We start from the raw sequence: 24,365 nt of genomic DNA on the forward strand, positions 1-24,365 counted from the left end.
CGTTGCTTCAGCAACTCAGGCAGCCATTCTTGCACCGTGTCCCATACCACATTGATATAAGGTAGGTGACCAGCAAGAGTGCGGCACCGAGCAGAACTGGGCCTTTCATGCCAAAGATCACGAAAGCCATTCTGCCTACAGCGGCTCTGAAGGTGTTGGCGAGCTGGAGCGTCGTGACCTGAAGGCCGCCGGCGTTTTCCGCATCGTCTCCAAGATGATGGGTGATCCAGGTCGACCAGGTGACAGGAATGCAACCGAACGCGAGGCTCCACAACGCGATGAGCGTCATGGCGGCAGTGTCGTTGCGGGTGCCGACAGCGGGCATGCCGGGCGCACATGCACCAATGACAAGCGGTGCTGCCGCCAAGCTGAGGTGCAGACCGGTTTTCAGGGTGGTCGCCGCCAGCGATGTTTCAATAAAGTTGGTGGTGCCGAAAACCAGGAGCATGCTCAAGATGCCTGTGACATCAAAACAGGCATGTGTTTCAAGCAGCGCCCGGATAGAGGTGAAGATGGCGATCTGGCCGGCGCAAACGGCGGCGATCGCTAGCATCGTGACAGGCACGCCACGTCGATGAAGGACGGCGAAAACCGCTTTGACATGACCAGTGTCGTCAAAGGGCATAGCGGGAAGGATAAGCGTCGGCCAGGCCAGGCAGAGGACGCCGATCGCGGTAAAGATCAGGAACACACCGCGCCAGCCGATCAGGGGTTCGATCAGGCTGCTCATGAGAGCGGCAACGACCATTGCGACGGAGATGCCGCCAAAAGCGATGGCGCAAGCCTCCGGGATGTCCGCTGGTTGCACCCGCCGCATAGTGAGCGCCGCCGCCATCGTCCAGTGTCCGCTGAACCTAAAGCTGAGCAAGACGCAGCTGCTCATCAGCACGGCCATGTTCGGCGTTAGGCGACGCTGAGGTTGGAGCGCGCCAGAAGCGCAGCGAACACCACAACGACTCGTTCCCGGTCGATACCCCGGGTGACAGTGGTCACGAACCGGCTACCAACGATCACGACTGAATGACCTGCCAGGTGAGACGTGCAGACCACCAGGGAGTGACGTCAGCAAGCTGACGCCACTCCCTGGCGACAAAGCTTGCGACTGCGAGCGCGCTTAAGAAGACGGCGTTCCATGCCGATGCGAAAGTAATGAGACAACAGACGTTCCAAAGGTTGGAGATGCCGCTGCGAGGCCAGCGGGCACGTTGAACTGTTGCAGTCTGCCGAGCCTGGCCTGCGCGAGCGCCGGGGCGTCACGCACCGACAGGCGGGCGATTGGTTCGGCTATTTTGTGCACCCGGGTCTCGATGTGCTTGACGGTCACAATGCCGTTCAGGAATGCATATTGGGTAGCTTCGTGCTTCGAAGGTGGTGGTTGCTGTAGGGGCTGCATCAAGCGCTGCCGGTACATCATTGGGGACGCGCGCCTGACTCTGCGGGGGATAGACGCCATCCCAGTGCTTATCTACCTTGGCCGCTTCGATCTGTGCTAATCCGCACGGTCCGATCCAGTCTACAGCGCCCAATTGCGCAACGCGGATACGGTTGATCTGGGATCAGAGGTTGTGCTGCTGGTACGGCGTGCAGTGCAGCAGGAAATAAACCGCGTTGCAGCTCGTGCCCTGATCATTGATCTAGCCATGACACAGAGCGATATCCACGACTGCATCACGTGTCACAGTGGGGAGAGACGGATCCCTTATTGGCACAATTTGAGCCATAGACCCGGCGTCTCGGGGCGAATGAAGCTCCACTCCTCGAACAGGTCGGTTGCGGCGCAAGCGATCATCGGGAGGCCGGCCTTGTGATCCTGCGGCTCTGCCGCTGTTGTAAGACCCTCACTCTTCGTCTTCGACAGCGGCGTCCTTTTCCAGCTTGCCCCGCAGTGTGATGATGAGCGCACGCATGGTCTTGATGTCCTCAAGGCGAAGACCGTCCGCCAGATCATTCACCCACGGCACCTGTAGCTTCATGGCGGTTTCCCAGGCCTGCTGGCCCTTCTCGGTGAGTACGATGAGATGGGCGCGCCGGTGATGCGGGTTCGGCTTGAACGCGACCAGGCCGTCCCGTTCCAGGTCGTTGACGATGCGCTGCACGTTTTGCCGGTTAGCCGCGGTGTCGCGAGCAAGCCAGGCGACAGGCTGCGGCCGGTCTGAACAACATTTGATCGTGCCGAGGAGCTGCCAGCGGGCGCTGGTGAGGCCGAGGGGGGCAAGCAGTCGGTCGCCCGCTAGGTTAGCGCGGCTGTTAAGCCGGAATAGGTCCAGCAACAGGTCGCTGAGGGCCTCTCCGGCCGCGGTTCGTTTCATATCATTCATGGTAATACAATAAACTTATTGACAATCCATATATAAAATAGTCGTTGTGGTACCTGATATTGCGCGTATCAAGACGATCCCTGACATTGATGCGCAGGGCAAAATCGCCCTGAGCAGCGGCGCCACCTTGGCATTGGTTTCGAGACGGCCCGCCAGCTCGCGCACCGGGGGTGCATGTGTTTCTTGGCGCGCGTGATCTGGTAGCAGGGTGAAGTCAGGACCGTTGAACTCCGTAGTCAAGGAAGGGCCGTCCAGGCCATCGTGATCGCACTTGGTGACGCATGACGATGGTGTGTGCGGCGACACGGATCGCACTCGTCAACAATGCCGGCATCATGCTCGACCATGACGACCCGCCGGCTGAGGCTGATGTGTCGGCGGTCTGCGAGATCCTCGACACCAACTGCATCGCCACGCTGGCCGTCACCTGGGGGATGTTCTCCTTGCTGAAGCGCTCTTGCCAGCTGGATCATCAACGTCTCTAGCACGCTCGGCTCGCTGGCGTGGAGCAGCGGCACCAACCTCTTGTCGAGCCGGAAATTCATCGGCTACACCGCCTCGAAGGCCGCACTCAACATGCTGGCGGTCCAGCCTGCTTATGAGCTGTGCAACATGCCGATCAAGATGAACTCGATCTGCCCGGGCTTCGTGAAGACCGATAGCAACAAACAACAGGGAATCTTGATCATCAAGGAGGGTGCAACGGTTTCGGTCCGCTGCGCCCTGAACGGCGATGACGCTCTCTCGGGCCGCGCAAGGTCCGCAACATGGGTGAGTGCCGAATACCCGATTCCCCTTGATCGCAACGGGAACTCTATATGCTCGAACCATTCAAGATCGAAACCGCTGCGACCGTCCTGGAGGATTTGCAAAAGCGTCTGGTGCGTACCCGCCTTCCGGAAAGTAGCCAGCCCGGCTGGGAAGACGGCATCGACATGGGCTACTTCACCGAGATCGTTGCCTACTGCCACGACCAGTTCGACTGGAAGGGCAGGAAAATCCGCTGAATCGCTGCAACCAATTGCACGGCGGTGTCGACGGCACGACGGCGCATATCATCCACGAGTGTGGCAAGGGCCCGGTGCCTATGTTCCTCGTGCTGCCCGACAGCCCGTTCCGTTTCGAAAAGCTGATCTCACTGTTGACTGATCCTGCTTCCCATGGCGGTAGTGCGGCCGCCGCATTGCACGTCATTGCGTCGTGCTTGCCGGACTTCAACTTCTCGCTGTGCGATGGTGCCTACGGCAGCACCATGTTCGCTTTCACCAGCTATCGCAACGCGGTGATGCGCGAACAGGGCGATGACCGCTACGGCGCATACGGTGGCGACATGAGCACCGGCGCCAGTGTATTGCTCGCCGCCTATCGTCCGGGCGCGCTGATCGGAATACATCTGACCCATCCTGCCGCTGTACGCGATGGTACCGCCACAGGAGCTGACGCCGGAGGAAGGTGGCTATCTACAGCAGCTCGGTTGGTTCCAGCAGGAAGAGGGTGCCTACATGCACATCCAGGGCACCAAACCGTGGATGCCCGGGACTACACTGAACGATGCTCCGGTCGGGCTTGCCGGATGGATTGTGGAGAAGTTCCCGGTGTGGAGTGATTGCGACGGTGATGTCGAACCCCGCCGCGACCCGCTGGTGCTGGACCTGGGCGGCGATGGCATCGAAATGGTGGGGGCGGGCATGATTACGACGGCGTCAAACACGCCAGCGGCTGGGTGAAACCCGATGACGGCTTTCTGGTCTTGGACCGCAACGGCAACGGACGCATTGATGATGGTAGCGAACTGTTCGGTGCCGATACCCTGCTGCGCAACGGCCAGAAAGCTACCTCCGGCTTCGAGACGCTGCGCGACCTGGACAGCAACGCTGACCGCCTCTTTGATGCCGCTGACACCCGTTTTGCGGACGTGCGCGTCTGGCGTGATCTCAACCGGGATGGCCGCTCCCAATACAACGAGCTGTTTATCCTTTCCAGCCTGGGCGTTGCCTGGATCACGCTGATCCCCAGGACCTGGACCTGGGTAACGGCAACCTCATCAATAACCGCGGCACCTACACCCGCACCGATGGCCGCACCGGCCTGGGCGGCGACCTGCAATGAGGCTTCAACCACTGCTACCGTGATGCCAGCGGTGCTCACGACCAGGTGACCGTGATGGACGCCGCTGCCGCCTTGCAGCACTTGACGGGCAGCGGTGCGGTGCGTGATCTCCAAGAGGCCGCCAGCTTGTCACCCGCGTGATTGACCGCCCTTCAGGCCCTGATGTCCGGCGCCAGCCAGGGTACCCTGTGTGCCGCTACGGATCAGATCGTTGCCCTCGGCCATGCCCAGTATCGAGGACCGTCTCGAAACCTCCGGGCCGGTGACCCGCACCGTGTATTACCACGGCACCGTGGCTGCGGCCGTCACTGCTCAGGGGCAGCAGGCCCGGTTTAGGCCGATCATCGCCATCCTGGAGAAGTTCAACAGCTCCAGCCTGGTCAGTGATCGCAACGCCCAGATATTCACAGGTGGGCAGACCTTGTTGCACATTGATGGGGAAGGATGGTCATGAACAGCTTGAGGAGTACTCGTTTGAACGTATAGGCATCACAGCATCGCTGTGGGTTGTCTTTTAGGCATGAGGTGTGATGTGGTTCGATCAAACCGTGTTGCGGGTGTTGATTTTGGAAGAACATCAGACCTCAACGGGATTTGTTTTCTCTGGATCGATGTTGTAGAGGGTGATGGCCCGGGAAACATCTTGCGCGGTCATCTTGCCTTCTTTTGCTAACGCTGCAATTGCGGCATGGGCGATAAAATGGCGGTCCACTTCGAAGAAGCGACGCAAGTTGGCACGGGTATCGCTGCGCCCGAAACCATCGGTGCCAAGGACGGTGTAGCTCATTGGGACGAAAGCGCGGATTTGGTCGGCGAAGAGACGCACGTAATCTGTTGCGGCAATCGCCGGCCCCTGACGGTTTTCCAGTTGCTGGGTGACGTATGGTTTACGTGGTTCGGTTTCTGGATGCATGCGGTTCCACCGTTCTGCATCAAAGCCATCTTTGCGTAATTCGCTGAAGCTGGTACATGACCAGATATCTGCAGTGACACCGAAATCTTTGTGCAGTAATTCGGCGGCGGCAATGGCTTCGCGCAAGATAGTGCCTGAACCCAGCAATTGCACCCGCAGTTCGCCTTTCTTTGGGTTGCCAGTGTCCTTGAGCAGGTACATACCTTTGATGATGCCTGCTTCCGCACCGGCTGGCATGTCCGGATGGGCGTAGTTCTCGTTCATCAAGGTCAGGTAGTAGTACTCGTCGATCTGATCTTGCATCATCGCTTTCATGCCGTGTTGCAGGATCACGGTGACTTCGTAACCAAACGTCGGGTCGTAGCTGCGTACGTTGGGGATTGCGCCGGCCATCAGATGGCTGTGGCCGTCTTCGTGTTGCAGGCCTTCGCCGTTCAATGTGGTGCGGCCAGCGGTGCCACCAAGCAAGAAGCCGCGGGTACGCATGTCTGCGGCTTGCCAGGCGATATCGCCTACGCGTTGGAAGCCAAACATCGAGTAGTAGATGTAAAACGGCAGCATCGGCACGTCGGATACAGAGTAGCTGGTGCCGGCAGCCATCCACGAGGCGATGGCTCCTGGTTCGGTGATGCCTTGTTGCAGCACTTGGCCGGATTGATCTTCGCGGTAGTACATCAATTGGTCGGCGTCGACCGGTTTGTATTTTTGGCCGAATGGCGCATAGATACCGATCTGGCGGAACATCCCTTCCATACCGAAGGTGCGGGCTTCGTCGGCCACGATTGGAACAATACGAGGACCGAGTGCTTTGTCGCGCAGGGTGATATTGAGGCTCTGCACAAACGCCATGGTCGTAGAGTAAGTGCGTTCGCCGCTCGATGTGAGGAGGCGTGCGTACTTGTCGAGGCTGGGTACAACGAATGATTGACTGGCTTTGGTGCGACGTTGCGGTAGGAAGCCCCCCAGCGCTTGACGGCGAGCAAGCATGTACTGCACTTCCGGCGTATCTTGGCCGGGGTGGTAGAACGGAATGTGATCCGCTTTGTCCAATTGTTGGTCGCTGATCGGGATGTTGAATCGGTCACGGAAGTGTTTGATGGCGTCGTTGTCCAGCTTTTTGGTTTGATGAGCTGGATTCATTGATTCACCCGCTGTTCCCATGCCATAGCCTTTGACTGTCTTGGCCAGGATCACGGTAGGCATGTTCTTTGTGTTAACGGCGCGATGGTAGGCCGCGTAGATCTTGTGTGGGTCGTGGCCGCCGCGGTTGAGGCGCCAGATGTCGTTGTCAGACATGTGGGCAACCATCGCAGCCGTTTCCGGGTACTTATCGAAGAAGTGTTGACGTGTGTATGCGCCACCGAAGGCTTTGCAGTTTTGGTATTCGCCATCGACGGTGTCCATCATCAGTTTGCGCAGCACACCATGGGTGTCCTGGGCCAGGAGCGGGTCCCAATGCCCTCCCCATAACAGTTTGATGACATTCCAGCCGCCGCCGCGGAAGACGCCTTCCAGTTCTTGAATAATCTTGCCGTTGCCACGTACGGGGCCATCGAGTCGTTGCAGGTTGCAATTGACGACGAAGATTAAGTTGTCCAATCCTTCGCGACCAGCCAGCGTAATCGCGCCTAATGTTTCTGGTTCGTCGCTTTCGCCGTCGCCGATGAAGCACCACACTTTGCGGTCGGACGGTGCGATCAGACCACGGTGTTCCAGGTATTTCATGAACTGCGCTTGGTAGATGGCACTCAGTGGACCCAGGCCCATCGATACGGTGGGTGTCTGCCAGAACTCCGGCATCAGCCAAGGGTGGGGGTAAGAGGAGACGCCTTTGCGATCCACTTCCATGCGGAAGTGGTCGAGTTGGCTCTCGCTGATACGGCCTTCTAGGAAGGCGCGGGCATAGATGCCTGGTGAGCTATGGCCTTGGATGTACAACAAGTCGCCAGGATGTTGGGGGCTGGGGGCGCGCCAGAAGTGGTTGAAGCCTACGTCGTACAGTGTGGCTGAAGAGGCGAATGAGGCGATGTGGCCGCCGAGGTCGCCGGGCTTGCGGTTGGCGCGCACCACGGTAGCCATTGCATTCCAACGGATGATCGAGCGGATGCTCCGTTCCACTGCGGCGTCGCCGGGACTTTTGGCTTCGTCGGCTGTAGAAATTGTGTTGACGTATTCGGTGATGGGTGAGAATGGCAGGTTGGTTCCAGTACGGTGGATCTGTTCGACCATGCCTCCCAGCAATTGGTGCGCGCGTTCGGGACCGGCGACGTCGATGACGGCCTTGATCGATTCGAGCCATTCCTGGGTTTCAAGGGGGTTTGGGTCGTTGTGCAGTGCTTCTTTCAACCAGTTCATTAGTGTTCCCAGGGACTGCGCGCGCGCATGCATTAGATGTTCCAATGTGTAAGTGTAACGCACAGGTTCAACAGCATTCTTCGCTACGGTTGTGTATGCAATCAGGTGGAGTGCGTGAGTGCGGGATGTTGTAACGGTGATCACAACATGCCCGAATGTCCCCGGCCAAGGGTGTAGGAGCGGATTAAGCTTCCCGTATATTTATGAGTGTCATGTGGCTTTCTAAACTCACATGATGGCTCGACTTCGATCTGCTGGTTGCAGCATACAGATCGGTGTTGAACGGAGTCATCCAATCGCATTCGATCTTGTGGTAGGCCAAGTTTCAGAATGGAGGTTGGTTGATGTGTTATCGCCCGTGGTATCGATACGCTATCCATGTTCTGTCTGTGCCGGTGATGCTGGTAAGCCAATAGTTCATCCGTTGGAGTCGAGTAGGCACGTGGATCGTTGTTATGTCGTTTTCATGTGGTGTGTCATGTCCTGAGTAATACGCTGCCAGCGTGACTTGGGGATGCCCCTGATCGGGCATTCCTGTGCTCAATTCAGGTCATCTTGGATAATGCTGAAGGATATGCTTGGTTGCTTAAATCAAATGTCCGCGATAGAGCAGTGAAATTTAATTCGATAATCTAAGTAAGGGTGGGTTGCAGTGAGACGGTATTGCCGTTGCTTGCTGCGATCTCTTCGATTTGTTGGCTTCTGTTGACATTCGCAGGGGGTTGGCATACTCCGTGTTGCACCAATGTGTCAGGATGGCCGTTAAGTATGGATCCAGGTCGGAGGGGGCGTTCCTGGCAAGGCAAGCGACCTGGGACCAAGGGCGATCAACCACGGCAGGTTTCTCTAAACTGTGCCATGAATGGTTTGTGTAGGTCCTATATGGCGATCTTTCGCGAAGGAAGTGGGTTCATTGCATATCGTATATATCGTGGTGTGTTTCCCAAATGGTGGTGGTGATTGTGTTTGGGAGTGTTTCGCACTGCGCGGTAGTACTGGACGCAAGTCCAGCAGATCCTGATTGACTGGATGCTTGTGGGCAGTTGCAGTAAACCATTGCGGCTTCAAAAATCTCTGTCAGTAAGGGTTGTGGTCTTTCTGGAGTGACTTGAATTCTAGGTTGTTTCCGGTGGCAGGCTTGTTAGGTAAGTCAGTGCGGTTGATTGTTACAGTGGAATGACTCTGGATGAGCTCAGGACATCCAGTGTGCAAATGAAAACGTGGTCGAGCGCTTGTTCAGGCGTATCAAGTATTGTTCGTTAAATTCTTATGTGTGAGCACACGCATGCAAGCAGTGATCTCGTGTTCGTCTCGCTCGTCTGTATGTTTGCAACATACCCGAGTGAGAATACAGACATGCATTGCTGGATGATTGCATCAATGACACGGCATGAAGACAGGAGTTGCAGTGGGTGCTGCTGCTGAGTTGCCATATCGTTGGTTGCTGCAACGTCTGATGATTCTGTACTCCTTGAGTCGCTTGACTGAGTGAGGTGGTGCGCCACATGGTCAATGGCTGTCTGAATCAGCATGAATGCTGCCGTACTCTATATCTCGTATGAAGCTGGTTGTTCTGCAGGTGCTGTCGCATTATTCCAATAGACACTTATGTGGCACCGCGTGCATGGGTGGACGTTATGATCCAATCCAGGTGCAACAATTCAATTGAGCAATGATGCTTGTACGTTGGTGTTTGTTGGCCGGGCATCGAAAGGATCGAGACCCATTAGCACGAAAAGATTGGATCCCAGCATGGATAGCAGAGAGTGGGGCTGTAGCGGGTTACAGTGCGGTTGTGTTACGTGTCGCAATGATGCGGGCTTGGTGGTTTGAGATGGCCCACATCGATCATTGTTGTCTGGGAGGTTCATCAACGGCTCCACCGATGTGCTGTCTAGACATAACGATGAGATCTTCCAATACAGTACAGCTGCGGAGTAGGTGTGGGTGGTGGTACATCTGATGCAGATACCGCACTATTGCCGCGGTTGTATTCAGGGAATGGTCGTTTGATGTTCACTGGTGCTGCGACGATCAATAGTGCCCTGCAAAGGGATAAAAAACGACGAGAAGCAATCTCATTTGTAGGTGTTGATGTGTGTTTAAGTGAGGATCATGGGTGGCAGGGTAGTGGGTGAAGTGTTGATGCACTCCAATGACTTATTTATTATTAACTTGGTTCTCAATGATTTTCTGGATTGGATGTTATATGCACTTACTCTTCATATAGGCCATATATTAGATTTATTTTTAAAGAATACTATCGTGCGGTGAAGGTTATGTCGGGTGCTGTATTCATGTGCTGCGATAACATGCGAAATTTGCGATTAAAGTGAGTGGCAGGAGCTGTCTTCTGGCATATATTTGGTTGATAAGGGAAAATTCATGATTGTAGTTCGTTAGCAGTTCCATTGACACGAATGACATAGTGTATGTTGTCAGCACTTTTTGTCGTCTTGATGATCAGTGCGAAGTGAATGGAAAGAAGTGAATATCATGTTTTTCTTGTCGAAGTGACCGAGATTCAATGGGATGCTTTGATTTTTATAATAGATGCTTTATTTCATTACATTGCCCTCCGATGTTCTCAAATCGTTAACTGATGTTGGTGTGTGCGGTTATAGTGCATTGAAATTAATATTTGGTTTCATTTGTCACGTCTGTCCGTAGATGTGATCCATGATCGGGTCATCCTCAGGTATTTTTTTGCATTTTCTATAGTGTGCCCGCGTTGCTTGAGTGTACTTTGAAGAAGGCGTTGTCTAAGTTCGTTGTTTTTATTTGGATATGTGTTAGATGTTGGGTCTTTAATTTTATGAATATATTATTCGTGCCGCTGGGTTATACGAATGAAATGGGGAAATTGTCTGTCATGTGAGATCGTTCTCGCAATGTATAGCAGAATGGGATGAGAGGATGAATAACGCTGAGATGGCTAATAAATACTTTGTGGTACTAGCATGGATATATATTCATTGGTCTGCTTGGCGGTTATTTTTATTCTTTGATCATGTCGAATATGAACTCGTTAGCGATTTTCCAGCGCAATTTATTTTGATTTGTTTGTATACTGTCGATTAAAGTGATCAATCTGCTGCAGTCACGGGCATGTCATTAGGTTGTTGTGTGGTTATTAACGTGGTGGATATTGACGGTTTCTCCTGTCGCTACAGTGGTAGTGACGGTGATACGCAGTGATTCAAGGTGTTGCGCTTTAAGTGTATGCAGCCTGTGTTTGACATCAATGGCATCCAATCCTGGGTGCTACACGCGGGCGATGTACCGGGTGTCTTGAGTGGGTGAGTGATGAGTGGCTTTCGTGTTGCATCCGTTTGATGCATACGCGTCAGTACAGACGATGCGATGGTTTTGCCCGTATGATCGCGGCTTGTGTTTCTGTTGATCCATGATGCGCGTGACAGAGTCTACCTTTGCTTTCGTTTTCCCAGGTCAGGGTTCCCAGTCTCTTGGCATGCTCTCCGAGTTGGCTGCGTTATATCCTGAGATTCTCGAAACTTTTGCCGAGGCATCTGAGGGTGCTGGTGTTGACCTTTGGACGTTGTCGCAAAGTGGTCCTGAGGAGATGTTTAGCCGTACCGAGTACACTCAGCCCGTGTTGTTGGCCGCCGGTGTGGCGCTATGGCGGCTTTGGCATGCGCGCGGTGGCCGCGCGCCGGATCTGCTTGCCGGGCATAGTCTGGGAGAGTACACCGCGTTGGTGGCTGCTGGTGCATTGTCATTGAAGGATGGTGCTTACTTGGTAAGGTTGCGCGGTCAGCTGATGCAGGATGCGGTTCCGGTGGGTGCCGGTGCGATGGCTGCGGTGCTGGGGGCCGAAGATGCTTTGGTTGCTGAGGTTTGCGTGCAGGTTGCGGGAAGCGAGATTGTAGTCCTAGCCAATTTTAATTCACCGGGGCAGGTTGTGATTGGCGGTCATGCGGCGGCGGTCGATCGTGCGCTGGTCTTGTTGGCCGAGCGTGGTGTATGCAAAACAGTCAAGCTGGCAGTGAGCGTGCCATCGCATACGCCACTGATGCGTGATGCTGCACGTCGTCTTGCCGAGGAGATGCTTGGATTGGTTTGGAAGGCACCTCGGATTCCGGTAGTGCAGAATGTTGATGCCAGGGTGCATGAGGGTGTTGAAGCCGTACGTCAGGCACTGGTCAAGCAGCTTTATCTGCCAGTGCAGTGGACGGATTGTGTGTGTGCGCTGGCCTCGTGCGGTGTGACACGTATCGCCGAGTGCGGTCCTGGTAAAGTGCTGATCGGGCTCATCAGGCGTATCGACAAAGCACTGGAGGTCCGTTCATTCGGGACTCCAGCTGGGTTCTCCGATGCCTTAGACGAGTGGGGTTTCTGAATCATTTAGTAATGTTAAGGGGTGGGGTTGCATGCTGTCCCCTTATTACTTTGCTGCCGTTATGCAGTGTTATTCACTCATCGAGGAACTACAACAATGAACAAACCCTTACAGGGTGAGATCGCGTTAGTGACCGGTGCTAGCCGTGGCATCGGTGCTGCAGTGGCTGGTCTTTTGGCTGACCAGGGGGCCATTGTGATTGGTACAGCCACTTCTGCATCTGGTGCGCAGTTGATCGGCGATCGTTTGGTGCTGTTGTCTGGTCACGGTCGCATACTGGATGTCACTGATACTGTTGCGGTTGGTGCATTGGTTGATGAAATCGCTAAACAATTCGGTTCGGTCTCGATTCTGGTCAATAATGCCGGCATCACACGAGACGGTTTGTTGATGCGGATGAAGGATGAGGATTGGGAGACGATTGTGGACACTAATCTGAGCAGTATCTTTCGTACCAGCAGGGCTGTGATACGCGACATGATGAAGGCGCGCAAGGGCCGTATCATCAACGTTGCTTCGGTCGTTGGAGTCACTGGCAATGCCGGTCAGGCCAACTATGCTGCGGCCAAGGCTGGCATTATTGGTTTCAGTAAGTCATTGGCTAAGGAAATTGGTCCACGTGGCATCACCGTCAACGTGGTTGCTCCGGGCTTCATCGATACCGATATGACCCGTGTGCTGTCGGAGGATGTCCGTAAGAATATCCTTGACCGGATCCCGCTTAGCCATCTTGGTGATCCGGTCGATATTGCGCACGCGGTGGCTTTTCTGGCCTCTCCTGCGGCACGTTACATCACTGGCGAGACATTACATGTTAACGGTGGTATGTATATGCCGTGAGTCGGCGGGCGGTATAAGGTTTACATCTAATCGATTGATTTAGATTGTGATTATGCTGCGGTGCATGGTTCCCCCGCTTCTATTACACTATACAATACGGCCCATCGTGGTTTGATGGCTTTATGAAACACCTCAATTTATAGATTTTTTGCGGAGTGATAAGCCAATGAGTGACATCGAAGCGCGCGTCAGAAAAATTGTCGCCGAGAAACTCAATGTCGATGAAGAAAAAGTGACTAATACCTCGACGTTCGTCGATGAACTGGGTGCGGATTCGCTGGATACCGTCGAGTTGGTGATGGCCTTGGAAGACGAATTCCAGTGTGAGATCGGCGACGAGGCTGCTGAGAAGATGACTTCGGTGCAACATGCCATCGACTACATTAAGTCTAATGCCAAGTGCTAATGCGCTGTTCCGGTGCCGACAACGAGTCTGTGTGTGTCTGCATCATCTGCATGGGGCCGCTGCTGCGGCCCTGTCTTTATTGCAAAGCCTATAAAGCCTATTAAGAATGAAGTGTGTAATCGTTCCAAATAGTAAGAATCCTTGGTCAGGAGATCTGTAATGAATCGTCGGGTTGTCGTTACTGGGATGGGGATTGTGTCGCCGCTGGGCAATGATCTGATCACCAGTTGGGATGGCATCGTTCACGGACGTTCGGGTATCGGCCCCATCACCCAGATTGATGCTTCGAAATTCTCCACGCAGATTGCTGGTGAAATCAAGGGATTCGATCCAATGAAGTTCGTATCCGCGAAGGATGTGAAGAAAATGGATTCCTTCATTTACTACGGTATCGGCGCAGCATTTATGGCGCTGGATGATGCCGGTCTGGAGATTACCGAGACCAATGCCGAGCGCATTGGTGCGCTCATCGGTTCTGGTATTGGTGGTGTGTTTGGCATTGAGGAACAGGCCATCAGGCTTTATGAGGGGGGGCCACGCAAGATATCTCCGTTCTATGTGCCAGCGACGATCATCAACATGCTGCCAGGACAGTTGAGTATTTTGAAAGGCTTGAAAGGTCCGACGTTCTCGGCGGTATCTGCCTGTGCCACTTCAAATCATTCGATTGGCGTAGCAATGCGCATGATCCAGTATGGTGATGCCGATGTCATGCTGGCTGGTGGTTCTGAGCGTGCTTCTTCGCCAACTTCGATGGGTGGTTTTTGTGCGATGAAGGCGATGTCTACCCGTAACAACGATCCAACTCGTGCTTCGCGGCCGTGGGACAAGGATCGCGATGGCTTTGTGCTTGGCGACGGTGCTGGCATTCTGGTGCTAGAAGAGTATGAGTATGCTAAAGCGCGAGGTGCACGCATCTATGCTGAACTGGCTGGTTTCGGTGCCAGTTCCGATGCCTACCATATGACGATGCCGGTCGAGGATGGTGAAGGTGCGGCGCGCTGTATGCGTTTAGCGATGAAGGATGCGAAGGTTACCCCGGAGCAGGTTGGCTATCTCAATGCACATGGCACCTCGACTCCTTTGGGGGATCTGGGTGAAACCAAGGCGATCAAGGCGGTACTGGGTAACGATGCCTACAGAGTGATGATCAGTTCGACCAAATCAATGACCGGGCATCTGCTCGGTGCGGCCGGTGGCGTGGAAGCAATCTTCTCAGTGATGGCGTTGCATACAGGCATCATTCCGCCGACGATCAATCTGGAGCATCCAGACGAAGGCTGTGACCTTGACTACGTGCCTCATGTGGCGCGTGAGGCCAAGTGTGACGTAGTAATTTCAAACGGTTTTGGTTTCGGTGGTACTAATGGCACGTTAGTGTTCAAGCGTATCTAATATTTGTCTCCGTGCCTTGCCAAGTGGGGAGGGGAGCATCCCTGAGTGATGCGCCTCTTAATAGGGTGTGCTGGGGTGTTTGTCTATACTTGTTCTGGGGACGTTCCAGCGGCATTCCTCCAATGGCATTGTGCGTTGTCATGTTCCGATGAAAGCAGGGAGACCTAAAATGCCTTCCCTATTCTTCGTGAATGATCTAAATCCAGCCTAGACCGATGACGTTAACTCGATTCCTGCGTACCGATCCTGATTTGTTGTCCGTGCACCGACTGGCACCAGAACGCTATCCGGCGCTGTTTGAGTCTACTGCTTCTGGTACTCAGCAGAGTCGCTGGGATTTGTTGTTGCATACTGATGGTCGTTTCTTGCGTTTGGATTCAGATTATGTGACCCGCGATGCTCAAGGCAGAGCAATGTCTGGTGACTTTTTACAGGCACTGGATTCAGCTTGGAGAGCTGAGCCAGCGTCGCGTGATACTCGTGTGGATGTGCCGCCATTTCGTGGTGGTTGGGCGTTACTGCTGGACTATGAACTGGCTGGACAGATTGAACCGGTGTTGGCACTGCCGCCGCGTACCGATGGCTTGCCCATGGCGTTAGCGTTGCGTTGTCCGGCAGCGGTATTACGTGACCGCTGCAGCGGTATTTGTTTGGTTGTCGTTGAGTTGGGGAGTGAACATTTACTGGACGTGATCGAGGCGGATTTGGCTGCTGTTGCGTTGCTGCCGCCATTGCCGGCTTGGCGATCACCAATGGCAGTGACCGAGGATGAACCGTCACACTTTATTGCCAATGCAGATCGAGTGCTGGATTATCTTCGTGCGGGCGACGTGTTCCAGGCGAATATCTCACGTCTTTGGGAGGCTCGCTTTGCCACTGCACTTGATCCGGCAGCGTTGTACATGCAGTTGCGTGCCGCCAATCCTGCGCCGTTCTCTGGATTGTTCGTGGCTCATGGCCGGGCCGTGGTGAGTTCCTCACCAGAGCGGTTGATCTCGGTGCAGGGCGAGCGCATTCAGACTCGTCCGATTGCTGGTACCCGGCCACGCTTTGTTGGCGATGACGATGCTGCGCGCATCCGCGAACTGGTGAACCACCCTAAGGAGCGTGCTGAGCACGTGATGTTGATTGACTTGGAGCGCAATGATTTAGGGAAGGTGTGTGTGCCTGGTACGGTTGAGGTTGATGAGTTGATGACGGTAGAAAGTTATGCGCATGTGCATCATATCGTTAGCAATGTGCGTGGATGGTTGCGTATCGGGAGGACCCCAGGCGAGATCATTCGCGCCGTGTTTCCGGGCGGGACCATCACTGGTTGTCCGAAGGTACGCTGCATGCAAATCATTGCTCAACTCGAACAGGTTGCCCGCCGTGCGTACACAGGCGCGTTTGGATGGCTGAATCGCGATGGTGATTTGGATCTGAACATTTTGATCCGCACAGCAGAGGTTGACGACGTTACTGTACGGTTCCGCACCGGTGCTGGCATCGTGATCAATTCATTGCCTGAGCGTGAACTGGATGAGACCCGTGCTAAGGCGATTGGCTTATTGCGTGCGCTGCATATGATCTGAACGTTAGTTTGGGGTGATGGTGGTACGCGCGTTATGCTGTTTGGCCTTGAAGGCTTGACGAGGTGGACCTGGTGGGACGCAAACGCGGATGTCTGGTCGTGCTAGTGGTGCCGATGATGTTTGTGTTGATCGTGCTACTGGGACTCACTGCAGAGCCGGATTTAAAGCATTATGTGCCGGGCTGGAAGTATTATCAGCATTATCAACGTTTTGCGCAGACTCCGCTCAACGCGAGCGCACCCAACGTGGAAATCACACGTGGCGATTCTCTGCATGCAGTCTTGCTTAAGTTACGTGGGGCTGGGGTCCAGAGTGGTACCAACTTGGAGTGGCAACTGTTGGCCTATCAAGTAGGCGCTGCCGGTAATCTGAAAGTTGGTGAGTACTCTTTGGTGCCAGCGGTTTCTCCACGCGATTTGTTACAACGTATGCGTCAGGGCAAGGGAGCGCATTACCGCTTCACGATCGTTGAGGGTTGGAACATTCGTCAGTTGCGAGCTGCATTGCGCCAAGCCAGCCCGTTGGCGCACGTTGCGGCCACGCTGGATGATGCGACATTAATGGCTCAATTGGGTTTCCCAGGTGAACATCCGGAAGGTCGTTTTTTGCCTGAGACCTATTTATATCAGCGGGGAGATAGCGACTTGGACGTTTTGCGTCGTGCCCATGCCGCGATGCAAAAGGCGCTTGCCGAGACATGGGCGGAGCGTGATCCGGAGCTGGGGTTGCATACATCTGAGGAGGCGCTCATTCTTGCTTCGATCGTGGAGAAAGAAAGCGCGTTGTCCGCTGAGCGGCCGAAGATTGCTGGGGTGTTTCTCCACCGACTTGCTCGGGGAATGAGATTACAGGCTGATTCGACGGTGATCTATGGTCTAGGTAGCGTCTACGACGGTAATATTCGCAAGCGTGATTTGAGAACCGCTACCCCATATAACACTTACGTCCACACTGGATTGACGCCGACCCCAATCTCAATGCCTGGGCGTGATGCCCTGCGGGCGGTGACGCGTCCAGCCCTGGGAGATGCACTCTATTTTGTTGCAATTGGCGATGGGAGTGGTGCACATACTTTTTCGTCGTCACTGAAGCAGCATAACGCGGCGGTGGCGCGTTACTTACAACGGCTTCGCGAAGGCACTGCGAAGCAGCGGCAATGAATTGTGTGGATTGCTTAGGAAACGATGGATGATCCCGGCTTTTTCCCCCTGGCAGCAGCGTGCTTACGACAAGATGGTAGCCGCATTGGATGCTGGTCAGCTTGGACATGGCTTGTTGCTGTGTGGTCCTGAAGGATTGGGGCAACGTACAGTTGCGCTTGCTTTGGCTGACGCTGTCCTCGGCAAGGGACTGACTGCAGCAGCACGTGAGCGTTGCCGTCAATTGATTGCTGCCGATACCCATCCTGATCTCCAACTGGTCTCGTTTATTCCGACTAAGGCGGGAGACAAGCTGCGTACCGAGATCGTGATCGAGCAGGTGCGTGAGCTCTCTGAGAAGCTGGCGTTGACTCCGCAGTACGGTCAAGTTCAAGTGGTGATCATCGATCCGGCTGATGCGATCAACCCTGCTGCTTGTAATGCGTTGCTTAAGACGCTTGAAGAGCCGGCCTCGGGGTGCTATCTGTGGTTGATCAGTGCGCAGCCGGTACGGCTGCCAGTGACGATTCGCAGCCGTTGCCAGCGTTTAGAGTTCAAATTACCGCCACAGCACGAAGCGTTGGCCTGGCTGGTTGCACAGGGCATCACTGAGGGGGTTGCCTTGGAAGCACTGGATGCGGCACGCGGCCATCCTGGTTTGGCCATGCAGTGGTTGCGCGATGAGGGGATGACGTTGCGCCGCGCGGTTGCTACCGGGTTGGAGATGGTGGCTAGTGGCAAAATGGGTGTGGTCGAGTTGGCGCAGCAGTGGGTTGCTGACGACAAGGCCGCACAGCGTTTGCACCACGCGGCTGATCTGGCCTTAACGCAGGCTGCGGCTGTCTTGACCGATCCATCACGTTTGCACAAGCTGGCGATGTGGTTCGATGCAGCGAACCGTACCCGCGATCTGCTGCGTACCACAGTCCGCGCTGATCTGGCGGTGATTGAACTTCTGTTGGCTTGGCGCACTGGGTGGGAGTGCCAAGCAGAATGTAAGGAGCATGAATGAGTGCAACAAGTCCGCGTCAGGGTATTCTGTCGCTGACCCTGAAAGACAGGGCGGCGCTATACAGTGCCTATATGATGTATATGAAAAACGGGGCGATCTTCGTCCCTACGCCCAAGCGTTATTTCCTTGGGAACGAAGTGTTTTTGTTGCTGACCCTGCCTGATTCTAGCGAGCGTTTACCGGTGGCTGGTAAAGTGGTGTGGTGTACTCCAGTTGGGGCGCAAGGTAATCGCGTAGCGGGCATCGGGGTGCAACTGCCTGATGGTCAGGCAGGGAACATGGTGCGCAACCGCATCGAAACTTTGCTTGCTGGCATGTTCAACTCGGATAAGTCGACACACACCATGTGACTGTTACTGCGCTTGAGATGTATCCATTGGTTTATTTATAATCAGAAGTTTAGTGTCAAGTGGGCGGTTAGCTCAGCGGTAGAGCATTGCCTTCACACGGCAAGGGTCGCAGGTTCGATCCCTGCATCGCCCACCAAATGAGGCTCGTAAGTAGGAAGAGAGCCTTTTTGTTAAGTGCATTGCACACTAATACGGCTGTTATCGCGTTGGTGGTGATGCGGCTTTTTTAGGCATTTTCGGTGTGGAACCGTAGCAGGCAAGTATTCAAGTTCGCTACGTTGCAAAGTGCGCTATTCCTGAGCACGTGATGCGTTGATGTCTTTGCGGTCCGCTTGATGGCAACTTGATATAAGTTGGCAGTTATAGGCTGTGTTTGGGGCAGCCGATCATGCTGTAAGTCTTAATTCTAGGGGCCATATGGATTCTGCTAGGTCTCGGCTTCACGTGTGGAGATGAGTTTGCCTACTGGTTAATCTGTCGGCTGATTTTTATTCTCTATGTCGTTATGCCGTTTGGATTTTGGCAGCTGCATTTGTTGTTTGTATCTTTAATGTGTTGACGTACAAAGCACAATTCTGGTGCGTGGTAAGGCACCGATGGTGTGTCCTGGATGGCTTGAGAGCCTCACATTCAGCAGCGGCATCCAACGTTGATTGCTCGGTGGTGCAATCCAGATGGCTTGCAAAGTCCTTAAGCAGCCAGACTCTTTAATCAGGTGTGACTTTACCTAAGTAGGACACTGAATGAGTGGGGTAACGCAGGCAAACGGATTAAACGCTGGACCATTCGGTACATCTCGTTGTGTTTTCCGAAGCGGTTGGTGATTGCCATGCTTGCAACGGCTGAATCGCCGATGTTAAGGATTTTTAGCGCGGTGGGCGTGAGCAATGCCTTGAGGCGGGATCCTAACCCGACTGATACCGTTTTATCAGCACTGGCTCATAGTGATGGTGTCACCTGACAGGTGCTCATTGGCTGCTGATCGGTGATGCATAGGTGTTGGCTCCTGGTGTTGTGTGAGTGCCTGATTGGCCTTGTTACATACATCGGGCATACACGTTGCTGAGTTGCAGGTTTGTACTTGAACAGACCTGAATATGCCGAAGCCGACAGAGAAGAAATATAGAACGATGGATTGGTCAGCGGATAACACAGCACTCAAACTCAGAGGCTCACAGAGTTTCTCTGGCGAGACAGGCAGATCACATAGTTGTCCAGTAGTGGCGGCAAACATGGTGTCCTACGTAGCCGGTGCTCTGTTGTCATCGCTGGTTGCATTCTGTGATGACAGTGAAGGCCCTCGTTGGCATCGAAGGTTCGGAACCCGTGTCCGGAGGATATTTCCAGTTGAAACGTGACCCCCATGCGGATTGAACGAGCAAGGTTGTTTCAGCATGGTGATGCGTGCGAACGGTTCATCTCCCCTGTGGATTAAGCACGGTGGCTAATGCGGCCGAATGCATCCCTGGAGTATGTGGTAGGTGCCCCCAATATGGTATTGGCAGGCGTTGGCGTAGCATCACCAGGTTCTCCTCAATACGTACCATGTGTGGGTCGATGGTGTTAGCGATCCAGCCGATGCAGCGCAGCCCGTCAGCCATGATCGCCGCTGTGCTCAGGCGCGCGTGGTTCAGGCACCCTAGACGCAGGCCGACGACCAGTACGACGGGTATATCCAGGGCGCGCACCAAGGTGGCTTGATCGAGTGTGGCGTTCAGCGGTGTGGCCCAGCCGCCCACTCCCTCGACGACGACCACATCGGCCTGTGCGCGTAACTGGGTGAATGCAGTGCGCAGCGGTTCCAGCGCCAGAGTGATCCCAGCTTCGGTCGCGGCGATTTCAGGCGCCACTGGTGCCGGGAGTGCGTAGGGATTAATCAGATCGTAGGGTGGCGTCGGATCGCTGGCGCCTTGCAGTGCCAGTGCATCCGCGTTGCGCCAGCCTGTGGTGCTATAGGTGCAGCCACTGGCGACAGGCTTCATGCCAACCGCGCGTTGGCCACGTGTGCGCAGTGTATGCAGCAGGGTACAACTGACGAATGTTTTTCCGATACCAGTATCAGTACCGGTGACATAGATGGCGGACAGGGACATGAGGTGTGCTGAGTGAAATGGGAAAGCATCTCAGCATATCCGCAGTGACTGGCTGTGGCTTAAAGCACAGCTTTGGCCGAGCAACATGTACTGTCACCGACGCTATCAAAACCAGCAGGGATCTGGTCGTGGGGTATTCGAAATGGTCGGTGAACTTGATACAGCAGATCAACGGCGATACATGGAAACGGCTTAACGTGGCTGAAAACATTCTGCGAGGTAGTTACAACACGCTGGAGGTGGCATGAACCAGGGTGTGTCGATCCTGGGTTTGAAACGGATACCAAACGGAGGCCTGCTCATACGATTGCCAGCCATCCCGCAATTGGAGCGGAGCAGATGCAGGCGATGAGCATGATATCGAGTCTCTCGCATCTGGAGCAGCTGGGGTCATCACCCTTAAGTCTTTGCAATAGGCGTTCGACCTCATGACGGCGTTTATGCATCTTGCGATCCTATGCCCAAGGTACGATGCGCGTGCACAGCAGCGGCACGGCGGGATCAACTCCACGTCACGTGCCGGCGGGCGGACTTGCTCGCCTGCATCGGCGCGGTTCATGAGCACGTGCAACAGGTGATTCTGTAGCCAAAACCGCTGAGCAACAGCAACTTACTACTTTCCAACACATCGTGTGCTTGTCCAAGCGCTAGAGAGCAGGTAATAGCGCGCGCATGTCCGCCGTGAGGAGGTGATGCTTGGTGTTCCACCCATCATGCAATGTGCCGCTAGCCCGATGGACTGTTTGAGGAGGTGTGCCGGTGTCGTCCGGATGCATCTTCAGACTGATACTCTTTAGCGACACAGTCTGGATCTCGATCTACATGACTTGCACGTGCTGGAGTGGCTCGAAGGCTCGATCTAGGATGCCAGGCGATGCTCATTGATTCATGCGTGTGTAGATCGTTTGTCAGTGGTCGCAGCGCTTAGGCAAGTCACACCATTGGTATTGAGGAGTCGATGTGCTTCCAAGGCGGGGTACTGAGATTTTTACAGTGCGATATCACTACTTTTCTTGGCGCGTAACATCAAAGGCCAAAGCATATTTTGAGCTGCTTAAAAACTAAAGTGTTGTAACTAGTGTCTATATTTTTGGTGATGACCTCGGCGATTAGACAGTGAAAGATAGGTGGGAAGCTGCTGAACCTGTTGCATCATGTCTTCGGCGTCCATCCTGCATCGGAACATTGTGCTGCCATTAGCAACCGTGTTTCTTCCTGAAAATTTTTAGCTCAGCCAGTTCCACCGCCATGCGGTGAGTCCAATCCCTAACCTGAAATGTTGAGCCATTGTGTTTCTAATAGGTTCTGTCGGTTTGGGATGGCTGAATAAAACGCCCAAAAGCACAGACCCTCACGACTATGAGAGATGTGTGCCAGTCTAGCCGTATTGCCTTGTCGTGATGTTGATGTGCTCAGATGCAGCTTGAGATGCGCCGCTGCGTTTTTTGCTGAGCTTTCTTGAGACCTGTGTTTGTATGTGCTGCGACTGCTCTTATCTGCTGTATCGTTAGCGCCACATGGGTGGGTGTGTAGCTATCTCGACGGAGCGCAAAGAACAGTCCCTGGTTGTAGCGTTGGGACCCCTCTACACAGCGTTGCGTGCCGAAGCCACACAGGCCAGTTTGGATGCTGTCTGGCACGGGGAATAAGAGGGGAGGTGATTGCTTGCATACAAACCTTAGCCGGCTCGCAGAGGAGGTATGTCTGCTCAGCGTTTCGGATCAAACTCACGCGCGTAGCCGCTGTTTACGATGACTTTTTGCAGGGCATGAGCCACTTTGATATTGCCTGCGACCAAGTGGCAGCTCTCCGGGCCTTTGTCATCCATGCGGGGTGCATCGGCGCCCTTGAAGTCACACACGTAACCTCCGGCTTCGCGTACCAATAGCATCCCCGCAGCGACGTCCCAAACCTTCACCCCAGCCTCGAAGTAGGCGTCTGTGCGGCCGCACGCGACGTAGGCCAAGTCCAGTGCGGCCGAACCAGTGCGACGGATGTCTTCAGCCTGCATCAGCAATGCATCCACGCATTTCAGTTGTGCATTGGCACGGCTGCGTTCACGTGGCGAGAAGCCAGTGTTCAGGATTGTGCCGTTCAGGTCCTTACGGTTCGCTACGCGGATGCGGCGTTCATTGAGTACGGCGCCAGCACCGCGGCTGGCGGTGAACAGTTCGTTGCGCAGTGGGTCGAAGATGACGGCGTCTGTAGGTTCACCGTTCTCGACCAATGCAATCGATACGCAGTAATGCGGGAAGCCACGCAAGTAGTTGCTCGTACCGTCCAGCGGATCAATCACCCACATGATCCGGCCATTCCCTTGTAACCCGCCTTCCTCGCCAAGGAGGCCGTACTCCGGATAAGCGCGCTTGAGTTCCTTGACAATGACCTTTTCGGCCATCGCATCCACGTCGCTGGCATAGTCCATGAGGGTTTTCTGTACGACTTGCAGCGTTTCCAGCTTATTAATGTGCCTCAATAAGACGTTGCCGGCGGAACGGGCGGCTTTGACCATGATGTTGACGGCGGGTTTCTGCATGCCTAGAGGCTCTCGTGAAGTCCAGAAGCACGGACGGTTGAAAAAGGGTGAGAACAATGCAGTGCGTTGCCAGTTGCTGAGTTTACCATGCAGGGTTGATCTTCTTTGGTGTATTGCTGATGTCTGCATTCCTGCATCTCCGTTTTGTCCTTGTTGGTACTCAGCATCCGGGCAACGTCGGTGCCGCTGCCCGTGCGATGAAGACCATGGGGTTATCCCGTTTGGTGCTGGTTGCACCCGAATGCCGACTTGATGAACATGCGTACCGGCGTTCGGCGGGGGCTGAGGATGTCCTTGAAACCGCGCCGGTGCATACGGCGCTGGCCGATGCCGTCGCCGATTGCACATTTGTGCTGGGATGTACGGCGCGCGCGCGCCGCGTTGCGCTTGAGGAGCTGCGTCCAACAGTGGCGGCATCCCGGATCTTGGCGAAAATTGACAAGGGCGGTGAAGTCGCGTTGCTGTTTGGGCGCGAGCGCACCGGACTGACCAACGAGGAGCTCCAGCTCTGCCATGCCGCGGTGCATATTCCCGCTGATCCGGCCTTCAGTTCGCTGAATTTGGCGGCAGCCGTGCAGATCTTGGCCTACGAGATGCGTTTGGCTTTTCTCGATGCGATCTCTGCGCCAATCCACTCACTCTCAGCATTCCGGGAAGCACCCGCCAGTCACGCACACTTGGAAGGTTTGTTCGGCCAATTCAATCAAACCTTGGATGAGATCGATTTTCACAAGGGACGCGCACCGGAATCGGCCATGCGCAAGTTGCGTCGCCTGTTTGCCAAGGCCGAACTGACCGAGAAGGAAGTGAGGCTGCTTCGCGGCGTGCTCTCCGATGTCCAGCGCATCGCCATGCTAGGGCGCAAGTTCGAGACATGATCTGTGTCATGGCCTCGCGTGTTTCGTCAGGCGGCGTTGCTGCATTAAGGGGCAGGGGTGTTAGGGGTCGAGTGAATAAGAATGTAG

20 protein-coding genes, 1 tRNA gene and 2 pseudogenes are annotated in these 24,365 nt (G+C 54.6%); 15 read left to right on the forward strand and 8 right to left on the reverse strand.

The window, feature by feature from the left end; genetic code table 11:
• Positions 1–7 precede the first annotated feature (7 nt).
• The 4 genes from PLS229_RS04005 to PLS229_RS04020 form a co-directional block, all read right to left on the reverse strand.
• Positions 8–895, reverse strand: coding sequence for an MFS transporter (locus PLS229_RS04005; RefSeq protein ID WP_051482328.1), 888 nt, complete (start codon positions 893–895; stop codon positions 8–10).
• A gap of 8 nt (positions 896–903) precedes the next feature.
• Positions 904–1,050 (reverse strand): hypothetical protein, encoded by a 147-nt coding sequence (locus tag PLS229_RS04010; protein ID WP_160165183.1) that lies wholly within the window; start codon positions 1,048–1,050, stop codon positions 904–906.
• A gap of 64 nt (positions 1,051–1,114) precedes the next feature.
• On the reverse strand, positions 1,115–1,453 hold the full coding sequence (locus tag PLS229_RS04015) for a hypothetical protein (protein WP_160199299.1): 339 nt from the start codon (positions 1,451–1,453) through the stop codon (positions 1,115–1,117).
• A gap of 385 nt (positions 1,454–1,838) precedes the next feature.
• Positions 1,839–2,318 carry a MarR family winged helix-turn-helix transcriptional regulator gene (locus tag PLS229_RS04020; protein WP_038271387.1) on the reverse strand — a complete coding sequence of 160 codons (480 nt, stop codon included), beginning with the start codon at positions 2,316–2,318 and terminating at the stop codon, positions 1,839–1,841.
• A gap of 46 nt (positions 2,319–2,364) precedes the next feature.
• On the opposite strand from PLS229_RS04020, the gene PLS229_RS11910 reads away from it, so the two are divergent.
• Positions 2,365–2,514 (forward strand): hypothetical protein, encoded by a 150-nt coding sequence (locus PLS229_RS11910; RefSeq protein WP_216651946.1) that lies wholly within the window; start codon positions 2,365–2,367, stop codon positions 2,512–2,514.
• A gap of 40 nt (positions 2,515–2,554) precedes the next feature.
• On the opposite strand, the gene PLS229_RS11915 is transcribed toward PLS229_RS11910, so the two are convergent.
• The gene (locus tag PLS229_RS11915) at positions 2,555–2,863 is read right to left on the reverse strand and encodes a hypothetical protein (RefSeq protein ID WP_160165184.1); all 309 of its coding nucleotides are present in this window, start codon (positions 2,861–2,863) and stop codon (positions 2,555–2,557) included.
• Between PLS229_RS11915 and PLS229_RS12690 the strand changes: the two are divergent.
• The 4 genes and pseudogenes from PLS229_RS12690 to PLS229_RS04045 form a co-directional block, all read left to right on the forward strand.
• Positions 2,844–2,930 (forward strand): annotated as a pseudogene (locus PLS229_RS12690) (hypothetical protein); the annotation flags it as partial. The gene PLS229_RS11915 and the pseudogene PLS229_RS12690 sit on opposite strands and share 20 nt — an antisense overlap.
• 206 nt (positions 2,931–3,136) lie before the next feature.
• Positions 3,137–3,325 carry an epoxide hydrolase N-terminal domain-containing protein gene (locus PLS229_RS04035; protein WP_051482330.1) on the forward strand — a complete coding sequence of 63 codons (189 nt, stop codon included), beginning with the start codon at positions 3,137–3,139 and terminating at the stop codon, positions 3,323–3,325.
• Between the two features lie 74 nt (positions 3,326–3,399).
• Complete coding sequence (locus PLS229_RS04040) at positions 3,400–3,924, forward strand: hypothetical protein (RefSeq protein ID WP_152536625.1); 525 nt, start codon at positions 3,400–3,402, stop codon at positions 3,922–3,924.
• 19 nt (positions 3,925–3,943) lie between these two features.
• Positions 3,944–4,866, forward strand: a pseudogene (locus PLS229_RS04045) (calcium-binding protein); the annotation flags it as partial.
• A 138-nt stretch (positions 4,867–5,004) separates the two neighbouring features.
• Here the strand turns inward: PLS229_RS04045 and aceE are convergent.
• Positions 5,005–7,695 (reverse strand): pyruvate dehydrogenase (acetyl-transferring), homodimeric type, encoded by a 2,691-nt coding sequence (gene aceE / locus PLS229_RS04050; RefSeq protein ID WP_038271391.1) that lies wholly within the window; start codon positions 7,693–7,695, stop codon positions 5,005–5,007.
• 3,415 nt (positions 7,696–11,110) lie between these two features.
• On the opposite strand from aceE, the gene fabD reads away from it, so the two are divergent.
• From fabD to PLS229_RS04095, 9 genes are all read left to right on the forward strand, one after another.
• Entirely contained in the window at positions 11,111–12,055 is a 945-nt protein-coding gene (fabD, locus tag PLS229_RS04055; RefSeq protein WP_038271441.1) for an ACP S-malonyltransferase, read from the forward strand.
• 96 nt (positions 12,056–12,151) lie between these two features.
• The gene (fabG, locus tag PLS229_RS04060) at positions 12,152–12,895 is read left to right on the forward strand and encodes a 3-oxoacyl-ACP reductase FabG (RefSeq protein WP_038271392.1); all 744 of its coding nucleotides are present in this window, start codon (positions 12,152–12,154) and stop codon (positions 12,893–12,895) included.
• A gap of 166 nt (positions 12,896–13,061) precedes the next feature.
• On the forward strand, positions 13,062–13,301 hold the full coding sequence (gene acpP / locus PLS229_RS04065; RefSeq protein WP_004083472.1) for an acyl carrier protein: 240 nt from the start codon (positions 13,062–13,064) through the stop codon (positions 13,299–13,301).
• A 159-nt stretch (positions 13,302–13,460) separates the two neighbouring features.
• Positions 13,461–14,696 carry a beta-ketoacyl-ACP synthase II gene (gene fabF, locus PLS229_RS04070; RefSeq protein ID WP_038271393.1) on the forward strand — a complete coding sequence of 412 codons (1,236 nt, stop codon included), beginning with the start codon at positions 13,461–13,463 and terminating at the stop codon, positions 14,694–14,696.
• 215 nt (positions 14,697–14,911) lie between these two features.
• Complete coding sequence (locus tag PLS229_RS04075) at positions 14,912–16,270, forward strand: aminodeoxychorismate synthase component I (RefSeq protein ID WP_038271394.1); 1,359 nt, start codon at positions 14,912–14,914, stop codon at positions 16,268–16,270.
• 113 nt (positions 16,271–16,383) lie between these two features.
• Positions 16,384–17,430, forward strand: a complete 1,047-nt coding sequence (mltG, locus tag PLS229_RS04080; protein WP_038271442.1) for an endolytic transglycosylase MltG — start codon at positions 16,384–16,386, stop codon at positions 17,428–17,430.
• A 28-nt stretch (positions 17,431–17,458) separates the two neighbouring features.
• Positions 17,459–18,421, forward strand: a complete 963-nt coding sequence (locus PLS229_RS04085) for a DNA polymerase III subunit delta' (RefSeq protein WP_038271395.1) — start codon at positions 17,459–17,461, stop codon at positions 18,419–18,421.
• Positions 18,418–18,771, forward strand: a complete 354-nt coding sequence (locus PLS229_RS04090) for a PilZ domain-containing protein (protein WP_038271396.1) — start codon at positions 18,418–18,420, stop codon at positions 18,769–18,771. The genes PLS229_RS04085 and PLS229_RS04090 overlap by 4 nt, the downstream gene beginning before the upstream one ends.
• Before the next feature lie 61 nt (positions 18,772–18,832).
• Positions 18,833–18,907: transfer RNA gene (locus tag PLS229_RS04095), tRNA-Val, on the forward strand.
• A gap of 1,279 nt (positions 18,908–20,186) precedes the next feature.
• Here PLS229_RS04095 and bioD read toward each other — a convergent pair.
• Positions 20,187–20,864, reverse strand: a complete 678-nt coding sequence (gene bioD / locus PLS229_RS04100) for a dethiobiotin synthase (RefSeq protein WP_038271397.1) — start codon at positions 20,862–20,864, stop codon at positions 20,187–20,189.
• A 1,708-nt stretch (positions 20,865–22,572) separates the two neighbouring features.
• Positions 22,573–23,400, reverse strand: a complete 828-nt coding sequence (locus PLS229_RS04105) for an inositol monophosphatase family protein (RefSeq protein ID WP_038271399.1) — start codon at positions 23,398–23,400, stop codon at positions 22,573–22,575.
• Between the two features lie 119 nt (positions 23,401–23,519).
• Between PLS229_RS04105 and PLS229_RS04110 the strand changes: the two genes are divergently transcribed.
• Positions 23,520–24,278, forward strand: coding sequence for an RNA methyltransferase (locus PLS229_RS04110; RefSeq protein ID WP_038271443.1), 759 nt, complete (start codon positions 23,520–23,522; stop codon positions 24,276–24,278).
• Positions 24,279–24,365: the final 87 nt, after the last annotated feature.

Origin of the sequence: Xylella taiwanensis (genome assembly GCF_013177435.1) — a bacterium.
Classification (GTDB): domain Bacteria; phylum Pseudomonadota; class Gammaproteobacteria; order Xanthomonadales; family Xanthomonadaceae; genus Xylella; species Xylella taiwanensis.

What these genes read in the sequence shown, in the direction of transcription:
- PLS229_RS04005 (WP_051482328.1), bottom strand. Translation starts at nt 895, where the DNA reads ATGGCCGTGCTGATGAGCAGCTGCGTCTTGCTCAGCTTTAGGTTCAGC.
- PLS229_RS04020 (WP_038271387.1), bottom strand. Translation starts at nt 2,318, where the DNA reads ATGAATGATATGAAACGAACCGCGGCCGGAGAGGCCCTCAGCGACCTG.
- mltG (WP_038271442.1), top strand. Translation starts at nt 16,384, where the DNA reads ATGATGTTTGTGTTGATCGTGCTACTGGGACTCACTGCAGAGCCGGAT.
- PLS229_RS04075 (WP_038271394.1), top strand. Translation starts at nt 14,912, where the DNA reads ATGACGTTAACTCGATTCCTGCGTACCGATCCTGATTTGTTGTCCGTG.
- PLS229_RS11915 (WP_160165184.1), bottom strand. Translation starts at nt 2,863, where the DNA reads ATGAATTTCCGGCTCGACAAGAGGTTGGTGCCGCTGCTCCACGCCAGC.
- PLS229_RS04090 (WP_038271396.1), top strand. Translation starts at nt 18,418, where the DNA reads ATGAGTGCAACAAGTCCGCGTCAGGGTATTCTGTCGCTGACCCTGAAA.
- PLS229_RS04015 (WP_160199299.1), bottom strand. Translation starts at nt 1,453, where the DNA reads ATGGCGTCTATCCCCCGCAGAGTCAGGCGCGCGTCCCCAATGATGTAC.
- fabG (WP_038271392.1), top strand. Translation starts at nt 12,152, where the DNA reads ATGAACAAACCCTTACAGGGTGAGATCGCGTTAGTGACCGGTGCTAGC.
- aceE (WP_038271391.1), bottom strand. Translation starts at nt 7,695, where the DNA reads ATGAACTGGTTGAAAGAAGCACTGCACAACGACCCAAACCCCCTTGAA.
- PLS229_RS04035 (WP_051482330.1), top strand. Translation starts at nt 3,137, where the DNA reads ATGCTCGAACCATTCAAGATCGAAACCGCTGCGACCGTCCTGGAGGAT.
- fabF (WP_038271393.1), top strand. Translation starts at nt 13,461, where the DNA reads ATGAATCGTCGGGTTGTCGTTACTGGGATGGGGATTGTGTCGCCGCTG.
- acpP (WP_004083472.1), top strand. Translation starts at nt 13,062, where the DNA reads ATGAGTGACATCGAAGCGCGCGTCAGAAAAATTGTCGCCGAGAAACTC.
- PLS229_RS04085 (WP_038271395.1), top strand. Translation starts at nt 17,459, where the DNA reads ATGATCCCGGCTTTTTCCCCCTGGCAGCAGCGTGCTTACGACAAGATG.
- PLS229_RS04105 (WP_038271399.1), bottom strand. Translation starts at nt 23,400, where the DNA reads ATGCAGAAACCCGCCGTCAACATCATGGTCAAAGCCGCCCGTTCCGCC.
- PLS229_RS04110 (WP_038271443.1), top strand. Translation starts at nt 23,520, where the DNA reads ATGTCTGCATTCCTGCATCTCCGTTTTGTCCTTGTTGGTACTCAGCAT.
- bioD (WP_038271397.1), bottom strand. Translation starts at nt 20,864, where the DNA reads ATGTCCCTGTCCGCCATCTATGTCACCGGTACTGATACTGGTATCGGA.